22 protein-coding genes and 2 pseudogenes are annotated in these 22,082 nt (G+C 69.7%); 11 read left to right on the top strand and 13 right to left on the bottom strand.

The window, feature by feature from the left end:
• Positions 1-169 precede the first annotated feature (169 nt).
• On the top strand, positions 170-343 hold the full coding sequence (locus tag ACWIGU_RS04830) for a hypothetical protein (protein WP_454397470.1): 174 nt from the start codon (positions 170-172) through the stop codon (positions 341-343).
• 444 nt (positions 344-787) lie between these two features.
• On the opposite strand, the gene sigJ is transcribed toward ACWIGU_RS04830, so the two are convergent.
• Complete coding sequence (sigJ, locus tag ACWIGU_RS04825) at positions 788-1,705, bottom strand: RNA polymerase sigma factor SigJ (RefSeq protein ID WP_454397468.1); 918 nt, start codon at positions 1,703-1,705, stop codon at positions 788-790.
• Positions 1,706-1,807: 102 nt separating this feature from the next.
• Here sigJ and ACWIGU_RS04820 point away from each other — a divergent pair, with 102 nt between their 5' ends.
• Positions 1,808-2,188 carry a hypothetical protein gene (locus ACWIGU_RS04820; protein ID WP_454397467.1) on the top strand — a complete coding sequence of 127 codons (381 nt, stop codon included), beginning with the start codon at positions 1,808-1,810 and terminating at the stop codon, positions 2,186-2,188.
• 24 nt (positions 2,189-2,212) lie between these two features.
• Here the strand turns inward: ACWIGU_RS04820 and ACWIGU_RS04815 are convergent, their stop codons facing one another.
• A complete protein-coding gene (locus ACWIGU_RS04815) occupies positions 2,213-2,602 on the bottom strand; it encodes a nuclear transport factor 2 family protein (RefSeq protein WP_454397465.1) in 390 nt (129 codons plus the stop codon).
• A 139-nt stretch (positions 2,603-2,741) separates the two neighbouring features.
• Here ACWIGU_RS04815 and ACWIGU_RS04810 point away from each other — a divergent pair, with 139 nt between their 5' ends.
• Positions 2,742-3,080 carry a cupin domain-containing protein gene (locus ACWIGU_RS04810; protein ID WP_454397463.1) on the top strand — a complete coding sequence of 113 codons (339 nt, stop codon included), beginning with the start codon at positions 2,742-2,744 and terminating at the stop codon, positions 3,078-3,080.
• Between the two features lie 207 nt (positions 3,081-3,287).
• Here ACWIGU_RS04810 and ACWIGU_RS04805 read toward each other — a convergent pair whose 3' ends face one another.
• Positions 3,288-4,178 carry a MurR/RpiR family transcriptional regulator gene (locus tag ACWIGU_RS04805; protein WP_454397461.1) on the bottom strand — a complete coding sequence of 297 codons (891 nt, stop codon included), beginning with the start codon at positions 4,176-4,178 and terminating at the stop codon, positions 3,288-3,290.
• A 137-nt stretch (positions 4,179-4,315) separates the two neighbouring features.
• Between ACWIGU_RS04805 and ACWIGU_RS04800 the strand changes: the two genes are divergently transcribed.
• Genes ACWIGU_RS04800 through ACWIGU_RS04775 form a run of 6 tightly spaced genes read left to right on the top strand, consistent with a single transcriptional unit; the run spans position 4,316 to position 10,790 of the window.
• Complete coding sequence (locus ACWIGU_RS04800; RefSeq protein ID WP_454397459.1) at positions 4,316-5,500, top strand: C45 family autoproteolytic acyltransferase/hydolase; 1,185 nt, start codon at positions 4,316-4,318, stop codon at positions 5,498-5,500.
• A 13-nt stretch (positions 5,501-5,513) separates the two neighbouring features.
• On the top strand, positions 5,514-7,172 hold the full coding sequence (locus tag ACWIGU_RS04795) for an ABC transporter substrate-binding protein (RefSeq protein ID WP_454397457.1): 1,659 nt from the start codon (positions 5,514-5,516) through the stop codon (positions 7,170-7,172).
• 6 nt (positions 7,173-7,178) lie between these two features.
• Complete coding sequence (locus ACWIGU_RS04790) at positions 7,179-8,126, top strand: ABC transporter permease (protein ID WP_454397455.1); 948 nt, start codon at positions 7,179-7,181, stop codon at positions 8,124-8,126.
• Positions 8,123-8,974, top strand: a complete 852-nt coding sequence (locus ACWIGU_RS04785; protein ID WP_454397453.1) for an ABC transporter permease — start codon at positions 8,123-8,125, stop codon at positions 8,972-8,974. The genes ACWIGU_RS04790 and ACWIGU_RS04785 overlap by 4 nt, the downstream gene beginning before the upstream one ends.
• 2 nt (positions 8,975-8,976) lie before the next feature.
• Positions 8,977-9,966, top strand: a complete 990-nt coding sequence (locus ACWIGU_RS04780; RefSeq protein WP_454397451.1) for an ABC transporter ATP-binding protein — start codon at positions 8,977-8,979, stop codon at positions 9,964-9,966.
• Positions 9,963-10,790, top strand: a complete 828-nt coding sequence (locus ACWIGU_RS04775) for an ABC transporter ATP-binding protein (RefSeq protein WP_454397449.1) — start codon at positions 9,963-9,965, stop codon at positions 10,788-10,790. Before ACWIGU_RS04780 ends, ACWIGU_RS04775 begins: the two co-directional genes overlap by 4 nt.
• A 105-nt stretch (positions 10,791-10,895) precedes the next feature.
• Here ACWIGU_RS04775 and ACWIGU_RS04770 read toward each other — a convergent pair whose 3' ends face one another.
• The 3 genes from ACWIGU_RS04770 to ACWIGU_RS04760 form a co-directional block, all read right to left on the bottom strand.
• Entirely contained in the window at positions 10,896-13,907 is a 3,012-nt protein-coding gene (locus ACWIGU_RS04770) for a family 16 glycoside hydrolase (RefSeq protein WP_454398579.1), read from the bottom strand.
• 208 nt (positions 13,908-14,115) lie between these two features.
• Positions 14,116-14,307 carry a hypothetical protein gene (locus ACWIGU_RS04765; RefSeq protein WP_454397447.1) on the bottom strand — a complete coding sequence of 64 codons (192 nt, stop codon included), beginning with the start codon at positions 14,305-14,307 and terminating at the stop codon, positions 14,116-14,118.
• The gene (locus tag ACWIGU_RS04760; RefSeq protein WP_454397445.1) at positions 14,304-14,990 is read right to left on the bottom strand and encodes a class I SAM-dependent methyltransferase; all 687 of its coding nucleotides are present in this window, start codon (positions 14,988-14,990) and stop codon (positions 14,304-14,306) included. Before ACWIGU_RS04760 ends, ACWIGU_RS04765 begins: the two co-directional genes overlap by 4 nt.
• Before the next feature lie 310 nt (positions 14,991-15,300).
• On the opposite strand from ACWIGU_RS04760, the gene ACWIGU_RS04755 reads away from it, so the two are divergent.
• The gene (locus tag ACWIGU_RS04755; protein ID WP_454397443.1) at positions 15,301-15,582 is read left to right on the top strand and encodes a hypothetical protein; all 282 of its coding nucleotides are present in this window, start codon (positions 15,301-15,303) and stop codon (positions 15,580-15,582) included.
• A 134-nt stretch (positions 15,583-15,716) separates the two neighbouring features.
• Here the strand turns inward: ACWIGU_RS04755 and ACWIGU_RS04750 are convergent, their stop codons facing one another.
• The 7 genes and pseudogenes from ACWIGU_RS04750 to ACWIGU_RS04720 all read right to left on the bottom strand — a co-directional run bounded on the left by ACWIGU_RS04750 (position 15,717) and on the right by ACWIGU_RS04720 (position 21,001).
• Positions 15,717-16,184, bottom strand: a complete 468-nt coding sequence (locus ACWIGU_RS04750; protein WP_454397442.1) for an SRPBCC family protein — start codon at positions 16,182-16,184, stop codon at positions 15,717-15,719.
• 192 nt (positions 16,185-16,376) lie between these two features.
• Positions 16,377-17,042 (bottom strand): SDR family NAD(P)-dependent oxidoreductase, encoded by a 666-nt coding sequence (locus tag ACWIGU_RS04745; RefSeq protein ID WP_454397440.1) that lies wholly within the window; start codon positions 17,040-17,042, stop codon positions 16,377-16,379.
• A 67-nt stretch (positions 17,043-17,109) separates the two neighbouring features.
• Positions 17,110-17,271, bottom strand: a pseudogene (locus ACWIGU_RS04740) (IMP dehydrogenase); the annotation flags it as partial.
• Between the two features lie 9 nt (positions 17,272-17,280).
• A pseudogene (locus ACWIGU_RS04735) lies at positions 17,281-17,388 on the bottom strand (IMP dehydrogenase); the annotation flags it as partial.
• A gap of 286 nt (positions 17,389-17,674) precedes the next feature.
• The gene (locus ACWIGU_RS04730) at positions 17,675-18,187 is read right to left on the bottom strand and encodes a DinB family protein (protein ID WP_454397438.1); all 513 of its coding nucleotides are present in this window, start codon (positions 18,185-18,187) and stop codon (positions 17,675-17,677) included.
• A gap of 97 nt (positions 18,188-18,284) precedes the next feature.
• Positions 18,285-19,784 (bottom strand): APC family permease, encoded by a 1,500-nt coding sequence (locus ACWIGU_RS04725; protein ID WP_454397437.1) that lies wholly within the window; start codon positions 19,782-19,784, stop codon positions 18,285-18,287.
• Between the two features lie 50 nt (positions 19,785-19,834).
• Positions 19,835-21,001, bottom strand: coding sequence for an aminotransferase class V-fold PLP-dependent enzyme (locus ACWIGU_RS04720; RefSeq protein ID WP_454397435.1), 1,167 nt, complete (start codon positions 20,999-21,001; stop codon positions 19,835-19,837).
• A 201-nt stretch (positions 21,002-21,202) separates the two neighbouring features.
• On the opposite strand from ACWIGU_RS04720, the gene ACWIGU_RS04715 reads away from it, so the two are divergent.
• Positions 21,203-21,892, top strand: a complete 690-nt coding sequence (locus ACWIGU_RS04715) for a FadR/GntR family transcriptional regulator (RefSeq protein ID WP_454397433.1) — start codon at positions 21,203-21,205, stop codon at positions 21,890-21,892.
• The last annotated feature ends 190 nt before the right edge of the window (positions 21,893-22,082 follow it).

The raw sequence follows: 22,082 nt of genomic DNA, 5'->3' as shown, positions 1-22,082 counted from the left end.
TGCCAGGTCGTCGCATGACGGCGCCTCAGGAGGCGTGGCGACGGTTCGATCGGCAAGCCCCGGCGCTCGGAGACGGCCTGGGATACTTGTCCGGTGACCCGCAACTGGTCCGCGGGGACAGCCGCCCCAGGTCCTCGATCGCCTGCGCGCGGCAGGGCAGGCGGTAGACGTGACCGAGAAGCCGTACGAGCTGACGAAGACCGTGCCGCGCTTGTCGACGGATACGCCCCGTGCGCCCTGGGCTCCCGTGTCCGGCGGTTGTTCGGTCGACGAGGAGTCGGGTACGTACAGCGGGATCATGCGCCGCACCTTGCCGGTAACGGTGTCGATCTCGGCGAGGTAGGCGGGCTTGCCGCTGACCGCGAGGTATGTCCGCACGGTGCCGTCAGGCTTGCGGGCGGTCTCGCCGCCGGCCGCGGTCGTGGACTACAGCGGGATCGTGCCGCGGTTGAACCACTCGGGGGTCGCCGCCGAATCGCGGTCCGGCTGCGCCGCGCCGGTGCCGGCGAGCACGGTCACGAGAGCTGTCAACGCGATGGTCGCCGTTCGCTATCTGACCATGAAGTACTCCGTTCGCTATTACGGGCCCGTTCGTAATAGCGGAACATAGGCCCACGGCTCGGCACGGGCTCAACTGCGGTGGGTGGAGCGCACGTTCGGCCGTCTGAATGGTTTTGCCGCCTGTGGATCCGTTGGGACGTGCAACGACGTCGCCGATGCATTCCTCAGCCTCGGATGCGCATTCATCTGCCGGCTGAGACTGCACGCGCTGCCGAGCGAGGGCGGGTCAGCCCTCCCGCGCCCACGGCCGTAGCTTCTCCGGGTTGCGGACCGCCCAGATCCGGGTGACGCGCCCGTCGGTGACGTCGAACGAGGCTACGGTCATGACGACGCCGGCACGGTGGGCCACCAGGCCCGGCACGCCGTTGACCGACCGCTCCAGGAGTTCAAGACCCGGAGCCTTGTCGGCAATGGCGACCATGTACTGGGCGATACGCGCACCGCCCTCGACGGGGCGCAGGACGGTGCCGACCATGCCGCCGCCGTCGGCGGTCATCACGGCGGCGGGGTTGAGGAGGCCGACGAGGGCTGCGATGTCCTTGGTCTCCCACGCCTCTTTGACGTGCCTCACCACGTCGGCCTGGCCGGCCGCCGTCACCGGAACGCGCGCGACGCTCACCCGTCGTCGGGCAGAGGCGGCCAACTGCTTGCAGGCCGCGGGGGTCCGGCCGAGAACGTCGGCGATCTCGGCGAACGGGTACCGGAAGACGTCGTGCAGGACGAACGCCACCCGCTCCGCGGGCGTCATCGACTCCAGGACCACGAGGAAGGCCATCGCCACCGACTCGTCCAGGACGATCTGGTCGGCGGGGTCTTGAGAGCCGGCGGGTTCGGCGCCACCCGCGGGGTCCCACTCGGTGCGGTCGGGCAGCGGCTCGGGCAGCCACGCGCCGACATAGCGCTCCCGGCGGGCCCGCGCCGAGCCGAGCAGGTCCAGGCAGATGCGGCCGGTCACCGTCGTCAGCCAGGCACCGGGGGACAGGATCTCCTCCTGTCGGCTCGGTGTCAGCCCGTACCAGCGTGTGTAGGCATCCTGTACGACGTCCTCGGCCTCGGTCACCGAGCCGAGCAACCGGTAAGCGACATTGATCAGTTGGCGCCGCTCGCCGGCTACCTCATCGGTGCTGGTCCCGAAAGTCCCCATGCTTGTGGCCGCCCCCCTCGCCTTACCTTTCGCAGCCCCGCGTCGTCGGGCTGGTGAGACCTTATCGATCTACTGCCCACCGGCGGACAAGGGGACTGTGACATGACCACTCAGGTAACGGCGACAGCGACCGCGAAAGCACAGCGCAGCTCCTCGTTCCTGCAGATCGCGATCGCCCTGCAGACCCTGACCATTTTTCTTCAGGCGGTCTCCGCCGGCCTGCTGCTGACCTCGTCCTACGGAGAGACGCTGCACAGCGTCGGAGCCCGTGTGATGTACGGGGCGTCGATGCTGTACGTGCTCGCCGCAGTGCTGGCGTGGAAGCGGGTCGGCGGCTCGCTCCGGCCTGTCTGGCATGCGTCAGGTTTCCTCGTACTCGCCTCGGTCCAGGTCGTGCTCGGCATCGCACATGTCCCGTCGGTCCATCTCCCCTTGGGCGTCTTGATGTTCGGTCTGAGTGTGCTGGCGCTGGCCCGCCGCTGAGGTCCGGTGCGAGGCCCGCCGGGATCAACCAGCCGGCCGCCGCACTCGCGCTGCCGTTGCTGCCTTCCTCGCGGCGTCGAACGGCGTCCGGTCGAAGATGATCCGCAAGTGGGTGATCGTGCCGGCCCGGACCGTCAGGCACTCGGCGGCCGGTGCGCTGGCGACCGGATTGGTGATGGTGTCGTACATCAGCAGGGCGGTCGTCTCATCACCGAAGGATGCGATCAGATCCGAGCCGGTGAGGATCTGAACGAAGGGGCCCATGAAGTTCCGGAAGGCTTCCGCGACTTCCGAGCGTCCGGTCGGCGCCTGGCAGACGATGTCTTCGGCGATGTACGTCATGGCCTGCTCGAAGTCGCCTCCGGTCCAGGCCCGGTGATAGGCGAGCGCGGTCTGAAGGGCCGGGCTGGGCATCTTTGGCATCGTCGGAATTCCTTCCATGTCATCCGGCGGTGGTCACCGGGTGGCGAGGCGTCACAAACACCGTCGAAACTTCAACCGGAGCGATCGCATCCCCGTGGCGGGCGGCCGTCCGGGATCAGGGAGAGGTGTCATGAAACAGGAACTCGAGTTCTTTGCGGGAGACGCTGTGCCGTGGCGGGAAGCCGCGCAGCCGGGCACTGAGGAGAAGGTGCTGTCGCGGGATCCGGATGACCCCGCTGTGCTGACCCGGCTCGTGCGCTGGCTGCCGGGCCTGGACACCAGTGCCGCCGGGGTGATCACCCACGACTATGTCGAGGAGGTGTACCTGCTGGAAGGCGACCTGGTCGACCTCACTCTCGGGCAGACGTTCGGGCCAGGCCACTATGCGAGTCGCCGGCCCGGCATGCGCCACGGCCCCTACCGCACTCCGGCCGGCTGCACCATGCTCGAAATCCGTTACCGCGCCTGATCCGCGACCGGGATGAGGATGCTGCGGTCGAACGGCCCACCCTGCGTTGCGGCGTACACGACGGGGGACTGACGGCCGCCAGATCGGAAGACCATGTTCGACAGCGAGCCAGATGCGGCGGGGGAGCGCCGCGTCCGGCCTGCTCGGCGGTGTCCGGATCAACGCAGGCCTCGAACACCCGGGAGGTCCCGGGCCGTTCCCCCTCAGTCAGCCCCGCCGTTTCGGTCGCAGCAGTTGTTCCCGTAGTGCCGTGAGCTGGTGAGAGGAGTCCACCGCCCGTGACTCGTCCAGTGTGGCGAGTGCGAGCAGGAGTGCGTCGGCGACGAGGAGGCCGGTCAGTGACTCCGCCGTGATGCCGGTCGGGGTGTGCGGCGCGGTCAGGACCGCCTCGACGAGGTCCTCGTAGGCTTCGCCCAGTTCGTCCGTCACGAGGACGACCTTGGCGCCGACCGCGCGGGCCCGCTCCATCAGCACGGTCAGTTCGACGAGTTGGCGGCCGGGCTGGAAGATGACCACCGCGTCGCCCTGCCCGAGGGCGAGGAGCTGGTCGGCAAGGGCGAACCCGGTCTCGGAGACGAATCGGGCCCGGCGGCCGATGCGGCCGAGTGCGAGGGCCAGGTGGCGGGCGCCCGGTTCCGAGGCGGCGATTCCGTAGCAGAACACTTCGTGCGCTTCGGCGAGTGCGGTCACGGCGCGCTTGAGGGCGTCCGGTTCGGTGAGGCGCTGGGTCTGGTCGATGCGCTCGCGGGCCTCGTCGAAGACGTCGGTCCAGATGGAGGCGAAGTCCCGGCCCACGTGCGCGATGCGCTGCTTGAGGCGGACTTCGGGGGCGACGGCAGAGGTGAAGTCGCTGGCCAGTTCGCGCTTGAGGGCGGGCAGGCCCGCGTAGCCGAGGCGTTGGAGTGCCCGTACGACGGTGGCGTTACTGGTGGAGCTCGCCGTGCCCAGCTCCTGCGCGCTGGCGAAGAGCAGCTGCTCGACTTGCGCGCTGGCTAGGTGCTGGGCCACGGCCCGCTCGGATGTGGACAATTCGTCCCAGTGGTCGCGAATTGCTGCCCGGAGCCGCGTCACGCCGGTCCCGTCCTCTGGAATTTCCATTACAGCCATTGACTTCCGTGTGATCGACGTTACTGTCCTGGGCAGAACGTTCCAAGTGGAGCTCTTTCTGAAATAGACGTTACAGGATCCTTCGGTCCTCCGCCGTCGTTCGGGAGCGCTCCGTCGCGAGGAGAACAATGACACCCCGTCCCGCGGAAACCGCCCCCACCCGGGTCCTTCCGGTCATCGAGATCTCCGGCAGCCCGCTCGACCGGGGCCGGCAGTACGGCGAGGCCGTGCGGCCCCAACTGCACGCCGCCCTCGGCTACTACGAGGAGGCCTTCGGCCAGTCCGCCGGACTGACCTGGGACCGCGTCACCGCCCGCGCCGCCCGCTGGCTGGAACCCGTACGCGACTACGCGCCCCACCTCGTCGACGAGATGCGGGGCGTCGCGGACGGCGCGGGAGTCGGCCTGCTCGACGTCCTCGCCCTGAACGCGCGGGGCGAGGTCATCTACGACAAGTCCTTCGCGCAGATGGAGGCCGACGGCAGGACACCCGAGGAGGAGCCCGCCGAGGGCTGCACCTCCTTCGCCGCCTACGGAGAGGCCAGCGGCGACGGGCACGTCTACGCCGGGCAGAACTGGGACTGGCGCGCCGGGGTCGCGGACACCGTCGTCATGATCCGGATCGTCCAGCCCCCCAAGCCGACCCTGATCATGCAGGTCGAGGCCGGCCAGATCGGCCGCCAGGGCGCCAACTCCGCCGGGATCGCCTTCAATGCAAACGGGCTCGGCGGCCGTTTCGACGACGCGATCGGCCTGCCCCAGACCGTCGTGCGCCGCAGCGTCCTGGACCAGAGCAACATCACCGACGCCCTCGACGTGCTCTGCCGCACCCGCGCCCACATCGCCAGCAACGCCCTCCTGACCTGCCGCGAGGGCTTCGCCATCGACCTGGAGACCACGCCGGCGGGACACGGCTGGATGTATCCGACCGATGGCCTTCTGGTGCACGGCAACCACTACCAGGCAGGCGTACCCGCCCAGTTGGCCGCCGCCGGCTACCGGCCCATGTCGTCCGATTCCCTGGTCCGCGTGCCGCGCGCCGAGCAGGGGCTCAGGGCGTTGCGCGGCTCTGCGGGGCCCGACGAATCCCGCAAGATCATCCGCCACGCCATGTCGGACCACCTCGGCCTCCCCGAGTCCCTGTGCACCCACCCGGACCCCCGGCAGCCGGCCGTCAAGCACTGGATGACGCTCGTCTCCTCCCTGGCCGACCTGACCACCGGCGACTACCACGTGACCGCCGGAACGCCCTGCGACCGCGAGTACCAGCACCTCCCCTGGAACCTCTACGACGGCCCGTACGGCCAGAACTGACAGGAAGACAGCGATGACCCACACCAGTTCCAGAAGAAGGGCGGCCGTGGCCGCAGGCCTCGTCGTCGCGACGATGGCCGCGGCCGCGGGCTGTAGCGGAGCCACCCGGAACACCGCGGGCGGCTCCGCGACCGCCGACGCCGCCAAGCTCACCCTCACCCCCACGACCACCGCCGCCAAGGGTGAACTGGCCAACGCCGACTGGCTACTGGAGGACGAGCCGGACTCACTCGACCTGGACACCCAGGGCACCAGCGCGGGCCGCGTCGTCCTCACCAACGTCTGCGAACGGCTCTACCAACTGCAGCCGGACATGTCGACGAAGCCCCTTCTCGCCGAGAAGGCCGAGACACCGGACGACAGGACGCTCGTCCTCACTCTGCGCTCCGGCGTCACCTTCCACGACGGCACCCCGATGACCGCCGACGACGTGCTGTGGAGCCTGAAGCGGCACGCCGACCCCGACATGGAACAGGGCGACGAGTTCGGCAACATCGCAGCGATGAAGAAGTCCGGCGCCCGGCAGATCACCATCACCTTCAAGGCGCCCGACGCCATGTTCTTCAAGGCACTCGCGGGCGACGCGGGCATCGTGTGGAACAAGGAGCAGGTCGAGAAGGCCGGCAAGGACTTCGGCACACCCGGACAGCCAGACGCCTGCACCGGGCCCTACACGCTGAGCAGTTGGAAGTCCGGCGACTCCCTCACCATCCGCCGTTACGACTCCTACTGGGGCAAGAAGCCGCTGACGAAGCAGGTCACCTTCCGCTGGGCCGCCGACAGCGCCCTCGTCAACGCCCTGACGACCGGCGCGGCCGACGGCGCGTACGCCGAATCGCCCAACACCGCCGCTGCCCTCCAGGGGAAGAAGGGCATCGAGCAGCACTACGGCCCCTCCACCGCGTCGCTCGTCCTCATCCCCACCGAGCGCGGCGGACTGAAGGACGCCAAGGTCCGCCGGGCGCTGTCCCTCGCGCTCGACCGCAAGGGCATCGCCGCGTCCGGCTACGGCGGCATGGTCCAGCCCTGGGGCACCCCGGTCGGCTCCGGCGCGTGGGGTTACGAGAAGCCCGTATTCGAAGCCGCCCAGAAGGCCGTCGACTACGCCCCCGCCAGCCCCTCGGCCGACGATCTCGCCACCGCCAGGCAACTGGTGAAGGAGTCCGGGACCGATGCCGCCACCCCGATCGTGATCGGTACGGACGCCGGCCAGGGCCGCACTGTCGTCGCCAACGCCGTGCGCGCGGCCCTCCAGCGGATCGGCCTCAAGGGGCAGATCAAGACGGTCGCGACCTCGCAGTTCGAGCAGTTCTACAGCGACCCTCAGGCCCGCGCCGACATCGACGTCCTGGTCGGCGACTGGTACATCTCCAAGGCCGACCCGATGGGCTTCTACGACAACGCCCTGTCCGGCTCCTCGAACAACTGGGTCGGCTTCAAGGACGCTGCGTACGACACCGAGGTGAAGAAGGCGCTCGGCACCCTCGACGACGCCGAGCGGGCCAAGCTCGCCGTCGATGTCCAGAAGAAGTTCACCGACGCCGCCGTGTGGATCTCCGTCGCCCAGGTCCCCTCCGTCCTCGTCCTCAACGCGAAGCTCACCGGACCGCCCGCCTCCATGGCGTACCTCTACTACCCGTGGGCCGCCGAACTCGGCGCGAAGAAGGGCTGACCACCGATGCTTGCCCGGATCTCCCGGCGCCTGGCCGGACTGCTCGCCACCCTCGTGGCCGCCTCCTTCGTCATCTTCGCCGCCGTGTACGCGGCACCCGGCGATCCCGCCGTCTTCCTGGCCGGAGGCCGCGACAAACTCACCCCCGAAAAGCTCGACCTGGTGCGCGCGCAGTACCACCTCGACGAGCCGCTCGTCGTGCAGTACGGGCGCTGGCTCGGCGACTGTCTCCACTTCGATCTCGGCCGCTCCTTCAAGTACGGCGACCAGGTCTCCGACCTGGTGAGCGCCCGCTTCCCGACGACACTGGCCCTCGTCGCCAACGCGACCGTGCTCTTCGTCGTCCTCGGCGTCGGCGCGGGCATCCTCGCCGCCGTGCGCCGCGGCACCTGGATCGACTCGGCGGTCGTCGGCGGCACGACACTCGCCGCGTCGGTGCCCTCGTTCGTCTCGGCCATCGCGCTGGTCGCGCTGTTCGGCGTCCAACTGGGCTGGTTCCCGGTGTCGGGCAGCGGCGAGGGCATCGCCGGCGGCCTGCACCATCTGACCCTGCCCGCCCTCTCGCTCGCGCTGGGCGCGCTCGCCCTGATCAGCCGCGTCACCCGGCAGTCCATGGCCGACGCGGGCGCCGCCGACCACGTGGAGGCCGCCCGCGCCTCCGGCATCCCCGAGAGCGAGATCGTGCGCCGGCACATCCTGCGCAACGCACTCGGCCCGATCGTCACCATGTGCGGCCTCGTCATGGCGGGCATGCTCGCCGGCACCGTCGTCGTCGAGACGGCGTTCGGGATCAGCGGCGTCGGATCACTGCTCGTCGGCGCGATCAACACCCACGACTTCCCGGTCGCACAGGCCGTACTCCTCCTCATGGTCACCGGCTACATCGTGGTCACCACCCTCGTCGACCTGGTCCACCCGCTGCTCGACCCGCGAGTGAAGGAGGCCGCCGCATGAGCACCCAGACGCTCGCACCCATCGGCCTGCAACCCGCAAAGGAACGGCGCCCCTTCGGCGTCGTCGTCGCGGGCGGCGTGATGACCGTCGTCGCAGTAGCCGCAGTCCTCGCACCCCTGCTCGCCCCGTACGCACCCGACTCCATCGACCTCTCGGCGTCCCTCGTCGGCACGAGCGGCGACCATCTTCTCGGCACCGACTCCTCCGGGCAGGACCTGCTCTCCCGAGTGCTGTACGGAGCGCGCACCAGCCTCATCGCCCCGATCCTGCTGCTGGCCGTCGCGGCCCTCCTCGGCGTCACCCTCGGGACGCTCGCCGCCTGGCGGGGCGGCTGGGTGGACACCCTCGTCTCCCGCCTCACCGACGTCATGTACGCGTTCCCCGGGCTCCTGTTCACCGTCCTGATCATTGCTGTCTTCGGCTCCGGCATGACGACGTCCGTGCTGGCGCTCGGCCTCGCGTACACCCCGACCGTCGCCAAGTACACCCGCTCCGTGGCGCTCGCCGAGCGCCGCAAGCCGTACATCGACGCCTACCGGGTCCTGGGCATGGGCGGCGCACGGATCTGCGCCCGCTTCCTCGTCCCCAACCTCGGCCGGTCCGTCGTCGGCTATCTCGTGGTCCTCTTCGGCGAGGCCCTGATGTCCCTGGCCACGCTCTCCTACCTGGGCTTCGGCGCCCAGCCACCCAGCTCCGACTGGGGACTGATGGTCCAGGAAGGGCAGGCAGCCGTCGTCCAGGGCGCGCTCCTGCCCGCACTCGTCCCGGGCTTCGCCATCGCCCTCGTCGTCGTGTCCTTCAACGTCGTCGGGGTCTGGGCCGCCGACCGACTCGGCAGCAGGAAGTAGCCATGCTTCTCGACATCGACACCCTCACTCTCCAACTGCCCGGCACCGCCCGGCCCGTCCTCAGCGGCGTCTCCCTCCAGGTGGCGAGCGGCGAAGTGGTCGGCCTGGTCGGCGAGTCCGGGTCAGGCAAGTCGACCACCGCCAAGGCGGCCCTGCGCACGCTGCCCGACGGAACAGCCATATCCGGATCCGTGCGCGTCGACGGTACGGATGTCCTCGCCCTGACCGGCGACGACCTGCGCCGTCACCGGTCCCGCACGGTCGCCATGGTCCACCAGGACCCGCGCTCCGCCCTCAACCCGGTCCGCCGCGTGAGCGACTTCCTCGTCGAACGGCTGACGGGAACCGGCCTCGACAAGAAGACGGCCCGCACCCGAGCCGTCGAACTCCTCGACACCGTCGGCCTCCCCGACCCCGAACGCCGGGCCCGCCAGCGCCCGCACGAACTGTCCGGAGGCATGCTCCAGCGCGTCGTCATCGCGGGCGCCCTCGCCGCCGAACCCCGGCTCCTGCTCGCCGACGAGGCGACCAGCGCCCTGGACGTCACCACCCAGGCGGAAATCCTCTCGCTCCTGCGCACCCTGCGCGCCGACCGGAGCCTGGGCCTGTTGTTCATCACGCACGACCTCCACCTGGCCGCCGCGTACTGCGACCGCGTGTACGTCATGTACGCGGGCCGTGTTGTCGAGCAACAGCCGGCCACCCAGCTCTTCGACCGGCCACAGCACCCCTACACGAAGGGACTGCTGGCCTGCTCGCCGACGCTGGGGGAGGGGCGGCGCGAGCTGCGCCCGATCCCCGGGCGCCCGCCGTCCCTCGCGGACACGTTCGGCGGCTGCGAGTTCGCCGACCGCTGTGCCGACGCGGAACCGGCGTGCTCGACCTGGACGCCCGAGCCGTCGCCCCTGTCCGGCGGGGGCAGCGCGACCTGCCGCCGACTGCCCGAACTCGCCGGCCCGGCCCCGGCCCCGCTGAAGAGGAGCGTCCGATGACCGCCGAAGTACCGCAGGACGCACTGCTGTTGGCTGTGGAAGGACTGCACAAGACGTACGGCCTGCCCGGCGGAGGGCGTCTCACCGCAGCCGACAGCGTCACCTTCACCGTCCCGGCGGGCGGCTCGCTCGGCATCGTCGGCGAGTCCGGATCCGGCAAGACGACCGTCGCGCGCATGCTCGTGGGCCTCGTACGGCCCGACGCCGGCACCGTCTCCGTCGCCGGGCGGACCCGCACACCACGCACCCCGCGCGGCAGCCGGGCGCGCCTCGCGCGGGCCCGCGAGATCCAGATGGTCTTCCAGAACCCGTACGTGTCCCTGGACCCGCGGCTCACGTCCCGCCAGTGCCTGACCACGGCCCTGCGCCTGCACGGCCGGGAGGAGTCTCTCGCCGACGGACTCCTGGAACAAGTAGGCCTCGGCGCACGCGAGTCGGGGGCCCGGCCGCACGGCCTGTCCGGCGGTCAGCGCCAGCGGCTCGCCATCGCGCGGGCGCTGGCGGTCGACCCCAAGGTGCTGGTCCTCGACGAGGCGGTGGCCGCGCTCGACGTGTCGATCCAGGCACAGATCCTGCACCTGCTCGAAGAGATCCGCCGCGACACCGCGGTCGCTCTCGTCTTCGTCAGCCACGACCTGGCAGTCGTCCAGCACATCACGGACGAGGTCGTGGTCATGCGCGGGGGCACCGTGGTCGAACAGGGCCCGACGGCCGATGTCCTGGCCGGCCCGCAGGACCCGTACACGCGGCTGCTGCTCGCCTCGGTGCCACGCGCGGGCTGGGACCCGGCGGACGCGGTCAGGGCGCGAGCGGCCACGGTGTGAACGTCGTGATCGGCTGAGCCCGTCCGGGGCGGACCGGTGGGTGGCACCCTGCCGGCGGCCTGGTGAACCGGCCCGCCGGCAGGGTGCCATGGGGAAACAACCGCGTCAGGACAGCGGCTCCACCCACACATCCCGGAACCGCACCTTGTTCCCGTGGTCCTGGAGCCGGATGGCGCCGGCCGCCGCGGACTCAGGGGCGCCCGCGCCCGTCGGGCCGTCGACCGCCACGTTGTCGTGGACCTTCTTGCCGTTCCACACCACCGTGATCCGGGCGTCGGACGTCTTCTTGCCGTCCGCGCCGAAGCGGGCCGCGCGGAACGTGATGTCGTACGTCTGCCAAGTCTCCGGCGCGGTGGACGCGTTGAGGTCGGCGGCCTTCTTCTGGTAGATCGCCCCTGCCTCGTTGTCCGCGAGCTTCTCCACGCCGAACGAGTCGAGGATCTGCACCTCGTAACGCTCCTGGAGATAGACCCCGCTGTTGCCCCGGTTCTGTCCGGTCACGTCGTCCGGCAGCTTCGGCACCCGGAACTCGACATGCAGCTTGAAGTCCTGGAAGTGCTGCTTCGTGCGCAGGTCGCCGCAGCAGACCTCCATGGACTTCTCGGCGGTGTGCGGCCATTCGGCGCTGCGGCCGTCGGAGTGCTGCCAGGCGGTGGAGATGCTCCCGCCGGAGAAGAGGTCGATCCGGGCGCCGGGCCGCCGCACGTCGAGCGCGTCGAGATTCACATGACCGGTGTCACCGGCCCCGACCGCGTACGTGATCGTGTTGCGGCCCTTGCGCAGTTCGAGCCGCTCGGTCTTGGTGGACCAGCGGTTCCACTCGCCCGTGGACGGCAGGCTCGTCTGCTTCGGATCGCCGCCGTTGACAGTGACACCGATCGTCTTGGTGCCCGGTGCGGGGTGCGGGCCGTTCGCGTACCGCAGGCCCACGTCGTACGTGCCCTTCTTGTCGACGACGACGTCGAAGCTCGCCTTCGCCCCCTGCTCGCCGAAGCCGTCGACGAAGCCCCCGCCGGTGTAGCCGGCGTGCTCGGTGTCGATGCCGGCACTGCCGGAGAGCTTCGCGGCCTCGGCGTCGTAGGTGGTGACCGGTTCCTTGGGGCCAGGCTTGGCGTTGAGCGTGTACCAAGCCTCGGTCGACCACAGCTGCTCGCCCTGGGACGACGAGAACGGGCGGGGCGAGCGCACATGCACCACGCGGTCCGGCTTCAGGCCCGGGATGGTGAGCCGGACCGTGCGACGGTCGTCGGAGAGCCTCGCCGACGCGACCGGTAGCGACTCCTCGTCGACCTTCGGTCCGCCGTACGCGGGTGTCGGCACATAGCGCCACTGCTCGACGGAGTACGCGCCCTCGGTCAGCTTGGTCGCGGTCTCCTCGGACAGGGGCTTGGTGTAGGTGAGTTCGAAGCCGTCACGGGTGGCGCGCATCGTCTTGATGTCGAAGGCGGTCTTCCCGGTCGGCGTCAGCTTCTGCAGTCCGAAGCGGAGCTTGCCCTCCTGGCCCCAGTTGCCGTCGGCGCCGAGCCCGCCGGTGTAGATCGCGCCGTCGGGCCCGGTGCTGATCCGGGTGATGCCGGACTCGAGGCCCTGCGTGTGCCGGAACACCGCACCCTGGTACTCGCCGGCGACCTTCTCCAGGTCGGCCCGCTGGAGTCCTCCGTAGGTGACGTCACCGAAGACCATCTGCCCGGCGAACGGCCCCTTCTTCAACTGCATCGGCGTACTGGGCGAGTTGGCGATCTCGTTCTGCGGCAGCCAGAGCGCCGGCTTGGTGACGGGCTGGTCGTCGAACGGACCGTCCGGGTTCATGTAGTGGTTGAAGAACCGGTCCTGCTTGATGTGCACCAGCTTGGACGCGGGCAGCCAGCCGCCCTGGTTGTCCGCGACGAACAGATCGTCGCCCGGGCCACGCCCGATCCCGTTCGGGGTACGCAGGCCGCCGGCGAGATAACTGACCTTGCCCGTCGCCTTGTTGACCTTGATGGTCGTCCCGCGGTTCGGTGCGGGCTGCGGATCCGTGCTCGCTCCGCCGTAGTTGATCGCGACCGAAAGATTCAGATAGAAGTCACCCTTGTCGTAGAGCAGCCCGAAGGCGAACTCGTGGAAGTTCCCGCCGTACGGCCACTCGGCGATCTTCCGCTTCTCGTCGACCACGTCGTCGCCGTCGGTGTCGTTCAGCTCGGTCAGCTGATGCTTCTCGGAGACGTACAGCTTCCCGTCCACGTACTTGATCCCCATCGGCTCCTTGAGCCCGTCGGCGATCTTCTTGTACGTGACCTTGTCGGGCCCGGTGTCCCCGGTGACGTGGTCGAGGAGGTACACCTCGCCCTTCGTCTCGGTGCTGCCGCCCCAGGTGGTGATCGCAAGGCGGTCGTCGGGCAGCCAGTCCATCGCGGAGACCTGCGGCTCGAAGCCCTTGGGCCGCAGATCGGTCAGTTTGTAGCCCGGGTTGACCTCGGTCAGCGGCAGCCCGTCTCCGGGGGTGTCGTACGTCCCCTCGCACTCCTTGCGACCGGGCGCCGTCACTCGTACGACACCGGCGTCCGTGCTCAGCACGGAGTTCGGCACCGTGGTGAACTCGTCTGCTCCCGGCGGCTTCCACTGCAGAGTGACCTGCTGGCCGCCACCCGCGTCGAAGTGGTCGATGCGCAGCGACTGGTAACCGGCGTTCAGCGAGATCTCGCCGTCCTTGGGCTCGGCTCCGTGCAGCCCGTCGTGATCGATGACCTGCTGTTCGCCGAGGAAGAGCCGCGAACCGTCGTCGCTGATCAGCCGGAAGCCGTACGAGCCGGCCTCCGGCACATGCAGATTGCCGATGATCTGCGACACGAAGTTGTTCTCGAACCCGAACCCGTCGGTGGAGGTCCAGTCGGCGGTGGGGATCAGCTTGTCGACGTTCGGGGTCTGCGCGGGCTTGAGGTCGCAGAGCTTGCTCAGCGGCGACCGGACGTCGAAGACGCGCAGGGTCACCCCCGGCTCCTGCGGGGGCAGATCCGCGAACGGCCGCGGACCGTCATCGGCCGCGCCCGGCGTCGGGGCGGCCAGGCCGGCACCGAGGAGAGCGGTGAGCAGCAGCCCGGTGGCTCTTCGGGCGCCGCGACGTCTGGAGCGGGACATGTGCACGGGGCGTGGCGTCACTCTTCCTCCTGCGTGGTTCCGCTGTGGGTAACGCAGACTTCTGTGGCCGAGCGACGCTCAGCGTAGGGACGGGGTCGCGGAGCGTCCACACTTTGTCCACAGAAAAGAAAAACTGAACGTGAGTGATGGAGTGCTTCCTCAGTGAAAGAAGCCCCAAATACCGGTTGGCACCGGGTGGTCGGCGAAGTCAGCCGCCGCGCTTGAGGCGTACGACGACGGGGGCCCCGAAGGGGTCGCCGGACTGGTTGACCTGGACGTGCCCGGCACCCAGCCATTCGTCGGTGCCCGGCACCCGGTGGATCTCCTCAAGCCAAAGGGACTGGTTCGAACCCTTGCGGGCGCCGCTGGACAGGGGGAGGCGGTGGCGCTTGATCTTCACGCATGCGTCCTCGCCGGCCAGGTACCAATTGCCCTCGAGGAACAGACCCTTAGGCCAGGCGCGAGGACGTCCTCTCCGGTCTGGGTGAACAGGGAGATTCCTGCGCGCACTTGTGGGTCGAGGTAGGCGTGGGGGCGGCGCCAGTACGCTGCGCCGAACCCGTCCGTGCAGTCGTGCGGGACGTGGACGGGCTTCTGATGCGCCCCGCCGAGCAGAGTGACCAGCAGGTCGGTCGGGACGGCGCGGGTGTCGTCGAAGGCGGCGGCCTGTGGGAGGTAGTCGCGCACGAGCCAGAACTGCCTACGGAAGACCTCCTGGTCCCAGGTCAGGATGACGATGCGGCGGCGTGCGACCCGGCGGAGTTCAGCGATGCCGGCAGGAAGGTCAGTCCAGTGATGGACAGTCAGCACAGCCATGACGGCGTCGGCTGCGTTGTCGCGCAGCGGAAGACGCTCGGCTACCGCCCCCACAGCGGGCGCGGACTGGGGCGGACGCTGGGCGAGCATGACGTGGCTGGGCTCCACGGCGAGAACCGTCTGCGGTGGCTCGTAGGATCCGGTGCCCGCTCCTACGTTGATCACGTCCGCGGCGTTCCCGAGCGCGGCGTGGATCTGTGTGGCGATCCGCGGATCGGGCCGCCGGGTCCGCCCGTACGTCGCGCCGAGGGTGTCGTAGATGGCCATGTCTCTCAGTATGCGAAGGAGACGCCGTGCCCTGGCCTGCTTCGCACGGTAGGCGCGCACCGTCGTGTGCGAGATCAGCCTCCTCGCTCCCGCCGTCGGGGACTGCCGTCGAATCGGTCGGAGCCGTCCTGATGTCCGGGTGCACGGAGGTGTTTGGCGTCCGGGGACGGCCAGGTCGAGCCGAAGGACTCCCGGGAGTTGTCGTCAAACGCGAGTCGGTAGGCTCTCGTGAAGATTTGAGCCAGATTGCGAGCCGCACAGTGAGAGCCGCACGTTGATACGAGACCTTTACAACGTCCGATTGCGGCCTGTGGAGGGCGCGGAGGGCTGTGTCACTCCGCTGACCGATGAGGAAGAGCAGCGGTTCCGGTCTGTGTTGTTCAGCGAACTCGGCAACAAGATCGCCGACCAAGGCTGGGCACATTTCCCGGCGTACACGCCTGAAGACCGCCGTCGGCTGGTCGATGTCGCGCATCGTCTGACCTCCTACTGGGGCCGGCAGGTGTTCGTCGAAGCCGAAGACCACTGCCGCCTCAGACTCTGCCTTGCCGGGTACGAGGGGCTTCAGAAGCCGTCGCCGACACGTTCCTGATCCCGCCCGTCCACTGATCTGCGTTCGCCGGTCACGTGCCCGCGCCGGGCCCGTCGCATCGTCGAGGCTCTGGACGGCCCCCATTCGACTCTCCTTCCACGGTGCCGTGCAGGCTGGGGCCGCGCCTGCCCGTGTCAGCGAGCTGGTTCGACGTACGACGCCAGGTTGGCCAGCGATGAGGCGATGCCGCTCTCGTGGGCTGCCTGGTCGATGCCGGGTGGCACATCCGTGGCCGTGACGGTCACCGCGGTCCCGTCACTGGTGGCAGCGAAGTGCCAGGTCATCGTCATGATGCCCGCGTACGACGGGTCGTCCGACTCGAACACCGCCTGCTGCACCACGCGTTCCGACGGCACCAGGTCGGTGAACCCGACGTCGACGACATCCGTCGCATCCGAGGTCTTGCCGGGGCTGTCGGCGGGGTCGAGGTAGGTGAGCACCATCCGGAACCCGCCACCAGGTCTGGGGTCCCACCGCTCCACCCGCCCGCGCATGCCGACAGGCGGCAGCCAGGCCTCCAGGGACTCCCGGTCGAGGAGGGCGGCGTAGACGGTGCCCGGTGGTGCCGCGATGACGCGGCTGACGCGGTCAGTTCTGCCCATGGCGCGAGTCTAGAACCGAAGAGGTTCGGTCAAGCCCGTCCTCCTCGAAGCAAAGTCCTGGCGCCCAGTGGTGGATGCCGGGGACGGGGAGGCCGCCGGAGAGCCGGTGCGGGCAGCGACGTTGAGCAGAACGGCTGCCGGGACGGCGCGGGCCAGGAGACGGAGCGCCGAGTTCGTGGGCGTGCAGGCGGGTCACTCGGGCAGGGGTTCGGCGTAATGCCGGAACCCGGTCCGCTCGGTGTGGAGGGCGTACAGGCGCTCGGCCAGGACGTCGGGGCTGGTGTGTTCTGCTTCGGGGCGGATCGCGCCGGGGATGATCAGCTGGGCCGCGTGGATGTTCTCCGGTGCGAGCGCGTCGTGCAGCATGCGCGCGTAGGCGCTCTCGGCCGCGAACGCGATCGAGGTGCCGGCACGCTCGGGGTGCGGGCGCACGGCGCTGCCGCCGTTGACGAACAGCAGGGTGCCGCGGCCCAGGGCCCGCATGCCGGGCAGGACCGCGTCGACACAGGTGACCGGTCCCTTCACGGAAAAGGCCAGCGGGGCGTCGAGATCCGATGCACGGGTGTCGAGGACCGGCTTCATGAAGTCGGCGCGGGGCACCGGGCTGTACTGCAGGATCTCGATCGGCCCGAGAGTTTCGGAAGCGGCCTCGAGGGCCGTCGTGAGGGAGGCGGGGTCGAGGACGTCGGCGGCGAAACCGCGTGCGGGTACGCCGTCACGGCTCAGTTCGGCCGTCAGAGCGTCCAGGTGCTCGACGTTGCGGGAGATGAGCGCGACGCTGTGGCTTGCGATTCCGAAGCGGCGGGCGGTGGCCAGTCCCAGACCGGGGCCGGCTCCGACGAGAGCGAATGTGGTCACGGTGAGTCCTTCGCGGGGCGTTTCGGGGCCGGGCCGTAGGCGTCCGGCCAGGGTGTGTGCGGGGGCAGGGCGTGAGGAGGGCGTTGATGGCGCGGCGCTCGTCCATGGCCTGGTAGCCCTCAGAGACCTGGGCCAGGGGCAGGGTGGGGTCGAAGACCTCGCCCGGGTCGATGCGGCCGGTCAGGACCTGGTCGATGAGGTGGGGCAGGCAGTGGCGTACGGGGCGGGGCCGCCGCGCACAAGCGACGGCCGTGCGGATGACGGCATCGGTCGGCCAGAGGATCTTCGGGTCGTCGACGGTCTCGAAACGTACATCGCCGGGGGAGTGGAACACTGCTCCGCGCATGAGGCGTTCCTTACGTGTCGGAGCGGCCGACAGGGGGAGATGCCGGCCGATCACCGACGAGTGCCGTTACGTGCCCGGGAGCACAGACGCGTCGCCTGTGTTCCCGGGGCCGGTCCTCCTTGTCATCGTTGAGTACTACGCCGAACCAGAACGCGGCAGTCTCGCCGACGTCTCCCCGGCCGTCCTCGAAACCGTGGGCCGCGCTCCGGCTCGACGACGCAGAGCGCTCCCGTCTGCTGCCCGGGGCGAGCCGCCGACGGCTCCGGCGCGCTCACCCGGCCGCGCGCTAAACGCCGGTGGTGCCGTCGATGCGCTCCCGCACCAGGTCGGCGTGGCCGTTGTGCCGGGCGTACTCCTCGATCATGTGGACGTAGATCCAGCGGAGGCTGACGTCCTGCTCCATGAAGGAACCCGTGTCGGTCAGGGCACGGTCGGCGCAGAGTTCGCGGGCCCGGGCGATCTCCGTGTGCCAGGTGGCGAGTGCGTCACCCAGGGTTGCGCCCTCAGCCAGTGTGAAGCCACCGTCGGGGGCGGACGGGTCGGCCTGCGGATCGTAGATGGGCGGGGCCGCTTCCCCGGCGAACACTCGGCGGAACCAGTTCCGTTCCACCTCCGCCATGTGCTGGACGAGGCCGGCCAATGTGAAACCGGACGGTGGCACAGACGCGACAGCAGCCTGCTCATCGTCCAGGCCCTCACACTTCATCGCGAGTGTGGTGCGGTGAAAGTCGAGCCAGCTTTCCAGCGTGATGCGCTCGTCGGCGTTCAGGGGCGGCATAGGGCGTTCGATGGCGTTCACCGGTCGATTATCACCGGCAATCGAAACGGCAGACAGGAGGGGGGCCTTGGTCCTGCGGCCGGCGGACTTCCGGTGGGGCGGGTCCTCGGCCGACCTCTCACCGGCGACCCGACGGTACCGGGTCCGCGTCGAGCGCCTCGCCGGCCAGCTCGCCCGTGGCGACGCGGCTGTTGCGGCGCCCCCACAACGCGTAGATCACCAGACCGGCCGCCATCCAGATGAAGAAGCGGACCCAGGTGATCAGAGGCAGGCTTCCCACCAGGAGCAGGCACAGGAGCAGCGCCACGACAGGCACGAACGGCACCCACGGCGTACGGAAACCACGGGGCAGGTCGGGACGGGTGCGGCGCAGGTACATCACTCCGGCGCAGACGACGACGAATGATGTCAACATGCCGATGTTGCCCAGTTCGGCGAGATCCTGGATCGGCAGGACGGCCGTCATGAACGCCACCGCGAGTCCCAGCGTCCAGGTGATTCGGCGTGGGCTGCGTGTGGTCGGGTGCACGTGGGAGAACCACTCGGGCAGCAGGCGGTCGCGGCTCATGGCGAGGAAGACGCGGCTCTGTCCGAGCAGCATGATCATGACGACGGTGGTGAGCCCGCAGATCGCGCCGAGGCCGACGATACGTACCGCCCAGTCCGAGCCGACAGCGGCCAGCGCGCCGGTCACCGGCGCCGCGGTGTCCAGTTGTGTGTACGGACGCATTCCGGTGATGACGAGCGACACGCCGACGTAGAGAACGGCGCAGACGACCACGGTCGCCATCAGGGCGATGGGCAGGGTGCGTTGGGGGCGCTTGGCCTCCTCGGCGTTACTGGCCATGATGTCGAAGCCGGAGAAGGCGCCGAAGACGATGGCGCCGCCGGTGAGGATGCCCGCGAGACCGAAGGTGGCGTTCGTGCTGATGCCCGCCCAGCCCAGGAGCGGCTGCTGCCACACGTCGCCGTCGCCGCCCGGCGGACGCGAATCGGGGATGAACGGGGTCCAGTTGGCAGGGTCGATGTGCAAGACGCCGACGCACAGGAAGACGACGATGGCGGCGAGCTTCACCAGCGTCATGATTGTGTTGATGCGTGCGGTCGTGCGGACGCCCGCGGCCAGGACAGCCGTCAGGACGAGGATGACCAGCACGGCGGGTACGTTCACCACGGAGTCCGGCCCCGCGATGGTGGAGGGCAGGTCCAGACCGAACGTGGCGAGGAAGTCGGCCACGTACTGCGACCAGCCGCTGGCCACGGCCCCGGCGCCCATCGTCATGTCGAGGATCAGGTCCCAGCCGATGAGCCACGCGGCCAGTTCACCGAGCGAGACGTACGCGAAGGTGTACGCGCTGCCCGCGACCGGCACCGTCGACGCGAACTCCATGTAGCACAAGGCCACCAGGCCCGAGGCGAGCGCACCGAGCGCGAAGGAGAGGGCGATGGCGGGGCCCGCGTAATGCGCGGCGGCCGTGCCGGTGAGGACGAATATGCCGCCACCGATGGTGACGCCGATGCCCATCATCGTGAGCTGGAGCGGCCCGAGCGAGCGGGCGAGCCGGGTCGTGGGGCGTTCGGCGTCCCGCAGGGTCGCCTCGATGGATTTGGTGCGCACGCTTACTGCCTTTCTGGGAGCGGTGGATGCCAGGCCGTCGACCGTGCCCGCTACGCGGCCGCCTCGGTCAGTGCTGCGGGAAGGTGGTCGGCCAAGTGCGCATAGTCGGCCCGGTCGTTGTAGAGGTGCGTGGACAGCCTGAGGTAGCCGCGTCCGTGCCAGGTGGTCACGGCCGTCTCGCAGCCGATGGTGACGGCGAGGTGGCGTTGCAGGGCGTGAGCGGCCGTCTGGTCGGTGGCCGAGCCGTCGGGCAGCGGCACGAGGCGCATCGCCGGTGCCTCGCTGCCGCCGACCGCGCCGGTGTCCGCGCCGAGCGCGTCGGCGAGCATGCGCTGCGCCTCGCCCGCCAGGTCGGTGATGTGGCCGCGCGCGGCCTCCCAGCCGAACTGCTTCTCCACGAACTCCAGGGAACGCGGCGCCGCGAGCCAGGGTGCGAGGTCCACCGTGCCCTGCCGGTCGAAACGCAGGGGGAACGGGTCCGGCGCACCCCATGAGTCGGTCAGCGGATACAGCACCTGTGCTCTGTCTCCGCGCGCCACCAGGGCGGCGGTACCGCGCGGTGTGCAGGGCCACTTGTGCAGGTTGCCGACCCAGAAGTCGGCGTCGCCGGCCTGCGCGAGAGGGTCTGCGAGCATGCCCGGTGCGTGAGCTCCGTCGACGAGGACGAGCGCGCCGGCTGCGTGGGCGAGCCGGGTGATGTCGGCGACGGGGAAGAGACGGGCCGTCGCCGAGGTGATCTGGTCGACGACGACGAGTGACGTCAGGGTCTGCGGGTCGGTGAGGGCGTCGGCGAACCGGGCGGTGATCTGTTCAGGTGTCGCGTCGAGCGGTACGTGCAGGGTCCGTACGCTCGCCCCCGCACGTGCGGCGGCGCGCTCCACGCCCATGGCGACGGCGCCGTAGGCGTGGTCGGTGATCACTACCTCGCTGCCGCGCGGGAGTTCGATCGAGGCGAGGACGGTGCTGACGCCGGCGCTTGCGTTCGGGACGAGGGCGAGGGTCTGCGCAGCGGTGCGCAGATATCCGGCGATGTCGGTGCGGGCCTGCGCCACCCGCTCGGGGAGCTCGCGGAACCAGCGGTCCGGATTGGTCTCCATCTCCGCGCGCAGGGCGTGCAGTTCCTCGATGACGGTACGTGGTACAGCACCGAACGAACCGTGGTTGAGGTGGCGTACCTCCGGGTCGAGTACCCAGTGGTCCAGGCGGTGCGAAGGCATATCAACTCTCTGAGTCATCCGATGACTTTCGTCTCCCGGAGGACCGTAGGCGGTAACCCACGCGCTGAACAGAGGTGTGAAGAGAATCTTCACGACCAGTCACGAGCTGAGTCATTAGATGACTCGAGGGATGGTCGTGTCGTGGCATCGTTGCGGACACGATGGCGGGGGAGTCCCGCGGCAACTGGAGGGGGTACGAGGATGGCGGCCACCGAGACCGCGGCTGCGGGCCTGCGCGCGATGATCGCGAGCGGCGAGCTCGGGCCGGGCAGCAGGCTCCCGCCCGAACCAGATCTGTGCGCCCGCTTCGGCGTCTCCCGCGGTTCACTGCGCGAGGCGGTCCGGTCGCTTGCGGCCCTCGGCATGCTGGAGTCCCGGCACGGCGCGGGCACGTTCGTCTCCGCCCTGAACCCGGCGCACATGCTGGCCGGTTTCAGTGCGACCGTCGACGTCCTCCCGTTGGACGGCCTCCTCGAACTCTTCGACGTACGCCGGGCCATCGAGTCGCACGCCGCCGCACTCGCCGCGGCGCGCGCGGACGAGACGGTCGTGGCGCATCTGCGCGACCTGCAGGAGCGCATGTCCCGCACGCAGGACCAGGAGCAACTCCAGTCGCTGGACCATGAGTTCCACGCCACCGTCTGCGCGGCGGCGGGGAATGAGACGCTCGCTGCGCTCGCCGGCCTGCTGCGTGCCCGCGGGGCCCATTACAGCGTCTACGGCACCCGGGAAGCGGCGACCGTGCGACTCGCCAGCGACCTCGGCCACGAGGCGCTCACCACCGCCCTGGCGGCCGGTGACCCCACGGCCGCGGCGGCCGCGGCCTCCGCCCATCTGTCACAGACCGAGGCATGGCTGCGACGCCTGAGACCGTCACCGGAGTCGCACTGACGCGTCGCTGGACACCGAAGCGTCGCACGCATTTCCTCCAGGCAGGGGCTGACGACCCCGGGCCCCGGCGCGGGCCCGGACGAAACTGGCGCCAAGGACAGATGGCTGCACTTGAGACCTGTCGTACCTCTGGTGTCGCCCTCTGCAATGCCTGCGCCAGCACTATGATCGTCGCGGATCAGCCCCCATC

This window comes from Streptomyces sp. NPDC055400, from assembly GCF_053644375.1.
Note: the sequence above shows the minus strand (reverse complement) of the source record. Positions and strands in the feature narration are given on the sequence as shown.

Bases quoted from the DNA above. Each gene is read 5' to 3' on its own strand.
- ACWIGU_RS04720 (WP_454397435.1), bottom strand. From the start codon at position 21,001: ATGCCTTCGCACCGCCTGGACCACTGGGTACTCGACCCGGAGGTACGC.
- ACWIGU_RS04715 (WP_454397433.1), top strand. From the start codon at position 21,203: ATGGCGGCCACCGAGACCGCGGCTGCGGGCCTGCGCGCGATGATCGCG.
- ACWIGU_RS04760 (WP_454397445.1), bottom strand. From the start codon at position 14,990: ATGGCCATCTACGACACCCTCGGCGCGACGTACGGGCGGACCCGGCGG.
- ACWIGU_RS04775 (WP_454397449.1), top strand. From the start codon at position 9,963: ATGACCGCCGAAGTACCGCAGGACGCACTGCTGTTGGCTGTGGAAGGA.
- ACWIGU_RS04790 (WP_454397455.1), top strand. From the start codon at position 7,179: ATGCTTGCCCGGATCTCCCGGCGCCTGGCCGGACTGCTCGCCACCCTC.
- ACWIGU_RS04810 (WP_454397463.1), top strand. From the start codon at position 2,742: ATGAAACAGGAACTCGAGTTCTTTGCGGGAGACGCTGTGCCGTGGCGG.
- ACWIGU_RS04805 (WP_454397461.1), bottom strand. From the start codon at position 4,178: ATGGAAATTCCAGAGGACGGGACCGGCGTGACGCGGCTCCGGGCAGCA.
- ACWIGU_RS04820 (WP_454397467.1), top strand. From the start codon at position 1,808: ATGACCACTCAGGTAACGGCGACAGCGACCGCGAAAGCACAGCGCAGC.
- sigJ (WP_454397468.1), bottom strand. From the start codon at position 1,705: ATGGGGACTTTCGGGACCAGCACCGATGAGGTAGCCGGCGAGCGGCGC.
- ACWIGU_RS04795 (WP_454397457.1), top strand. From the start codon at position 5,514: ATGACCCACACCAGTTCCAGAAGAAGGGCGGCCGTGGCCGCAGGCCTC.
- ACWIGU_RS04800 (WP_454397459.1), top strand. From the start codon at position 4,316: ATGACACCCCGTCCCGCGGAAACCGCCCCCACCCGGGTCCTTCCGGTC.
- ACWIGU_RS04770 (WP_454398579.1), bottom strand. From the start codon at position 13,907: ATGTCCCGCTCCAGACGTCGCGGCGCCCGAAGAGCCACCGGGCTGCTG.
- ACWIGU_RS04815 (WP_454397465.1), bottom strand. From the start codon at position 2,602: ATGCCCAGCCCGGCCCTTCAGACCGCGCTCGCCTATCACCGGGCCTGG.
- ACWIGU_RS04780 (WP_454397451.1), top strand. From the start codon at position 8,977: ATGCTTCTCGACATCGACACCCTCACTCTCCAACTGCCCGGCACCGCC.
- ACWIGU_RS04750 (WP_454397442.1), bottom strand. From the start codon at position 16,184: ATGGGCAGAACTGACCGCGTCAGCCGCGTCATCGCGGCACCACCGGGC.
- ACWIGU_RS04785 (WP_454397453.1), top strand. From the start codon at position 8,123: ATGAGCACCCAGACGCTCGCACCCATCGGCCTGCAACCCGCAAAGGAA.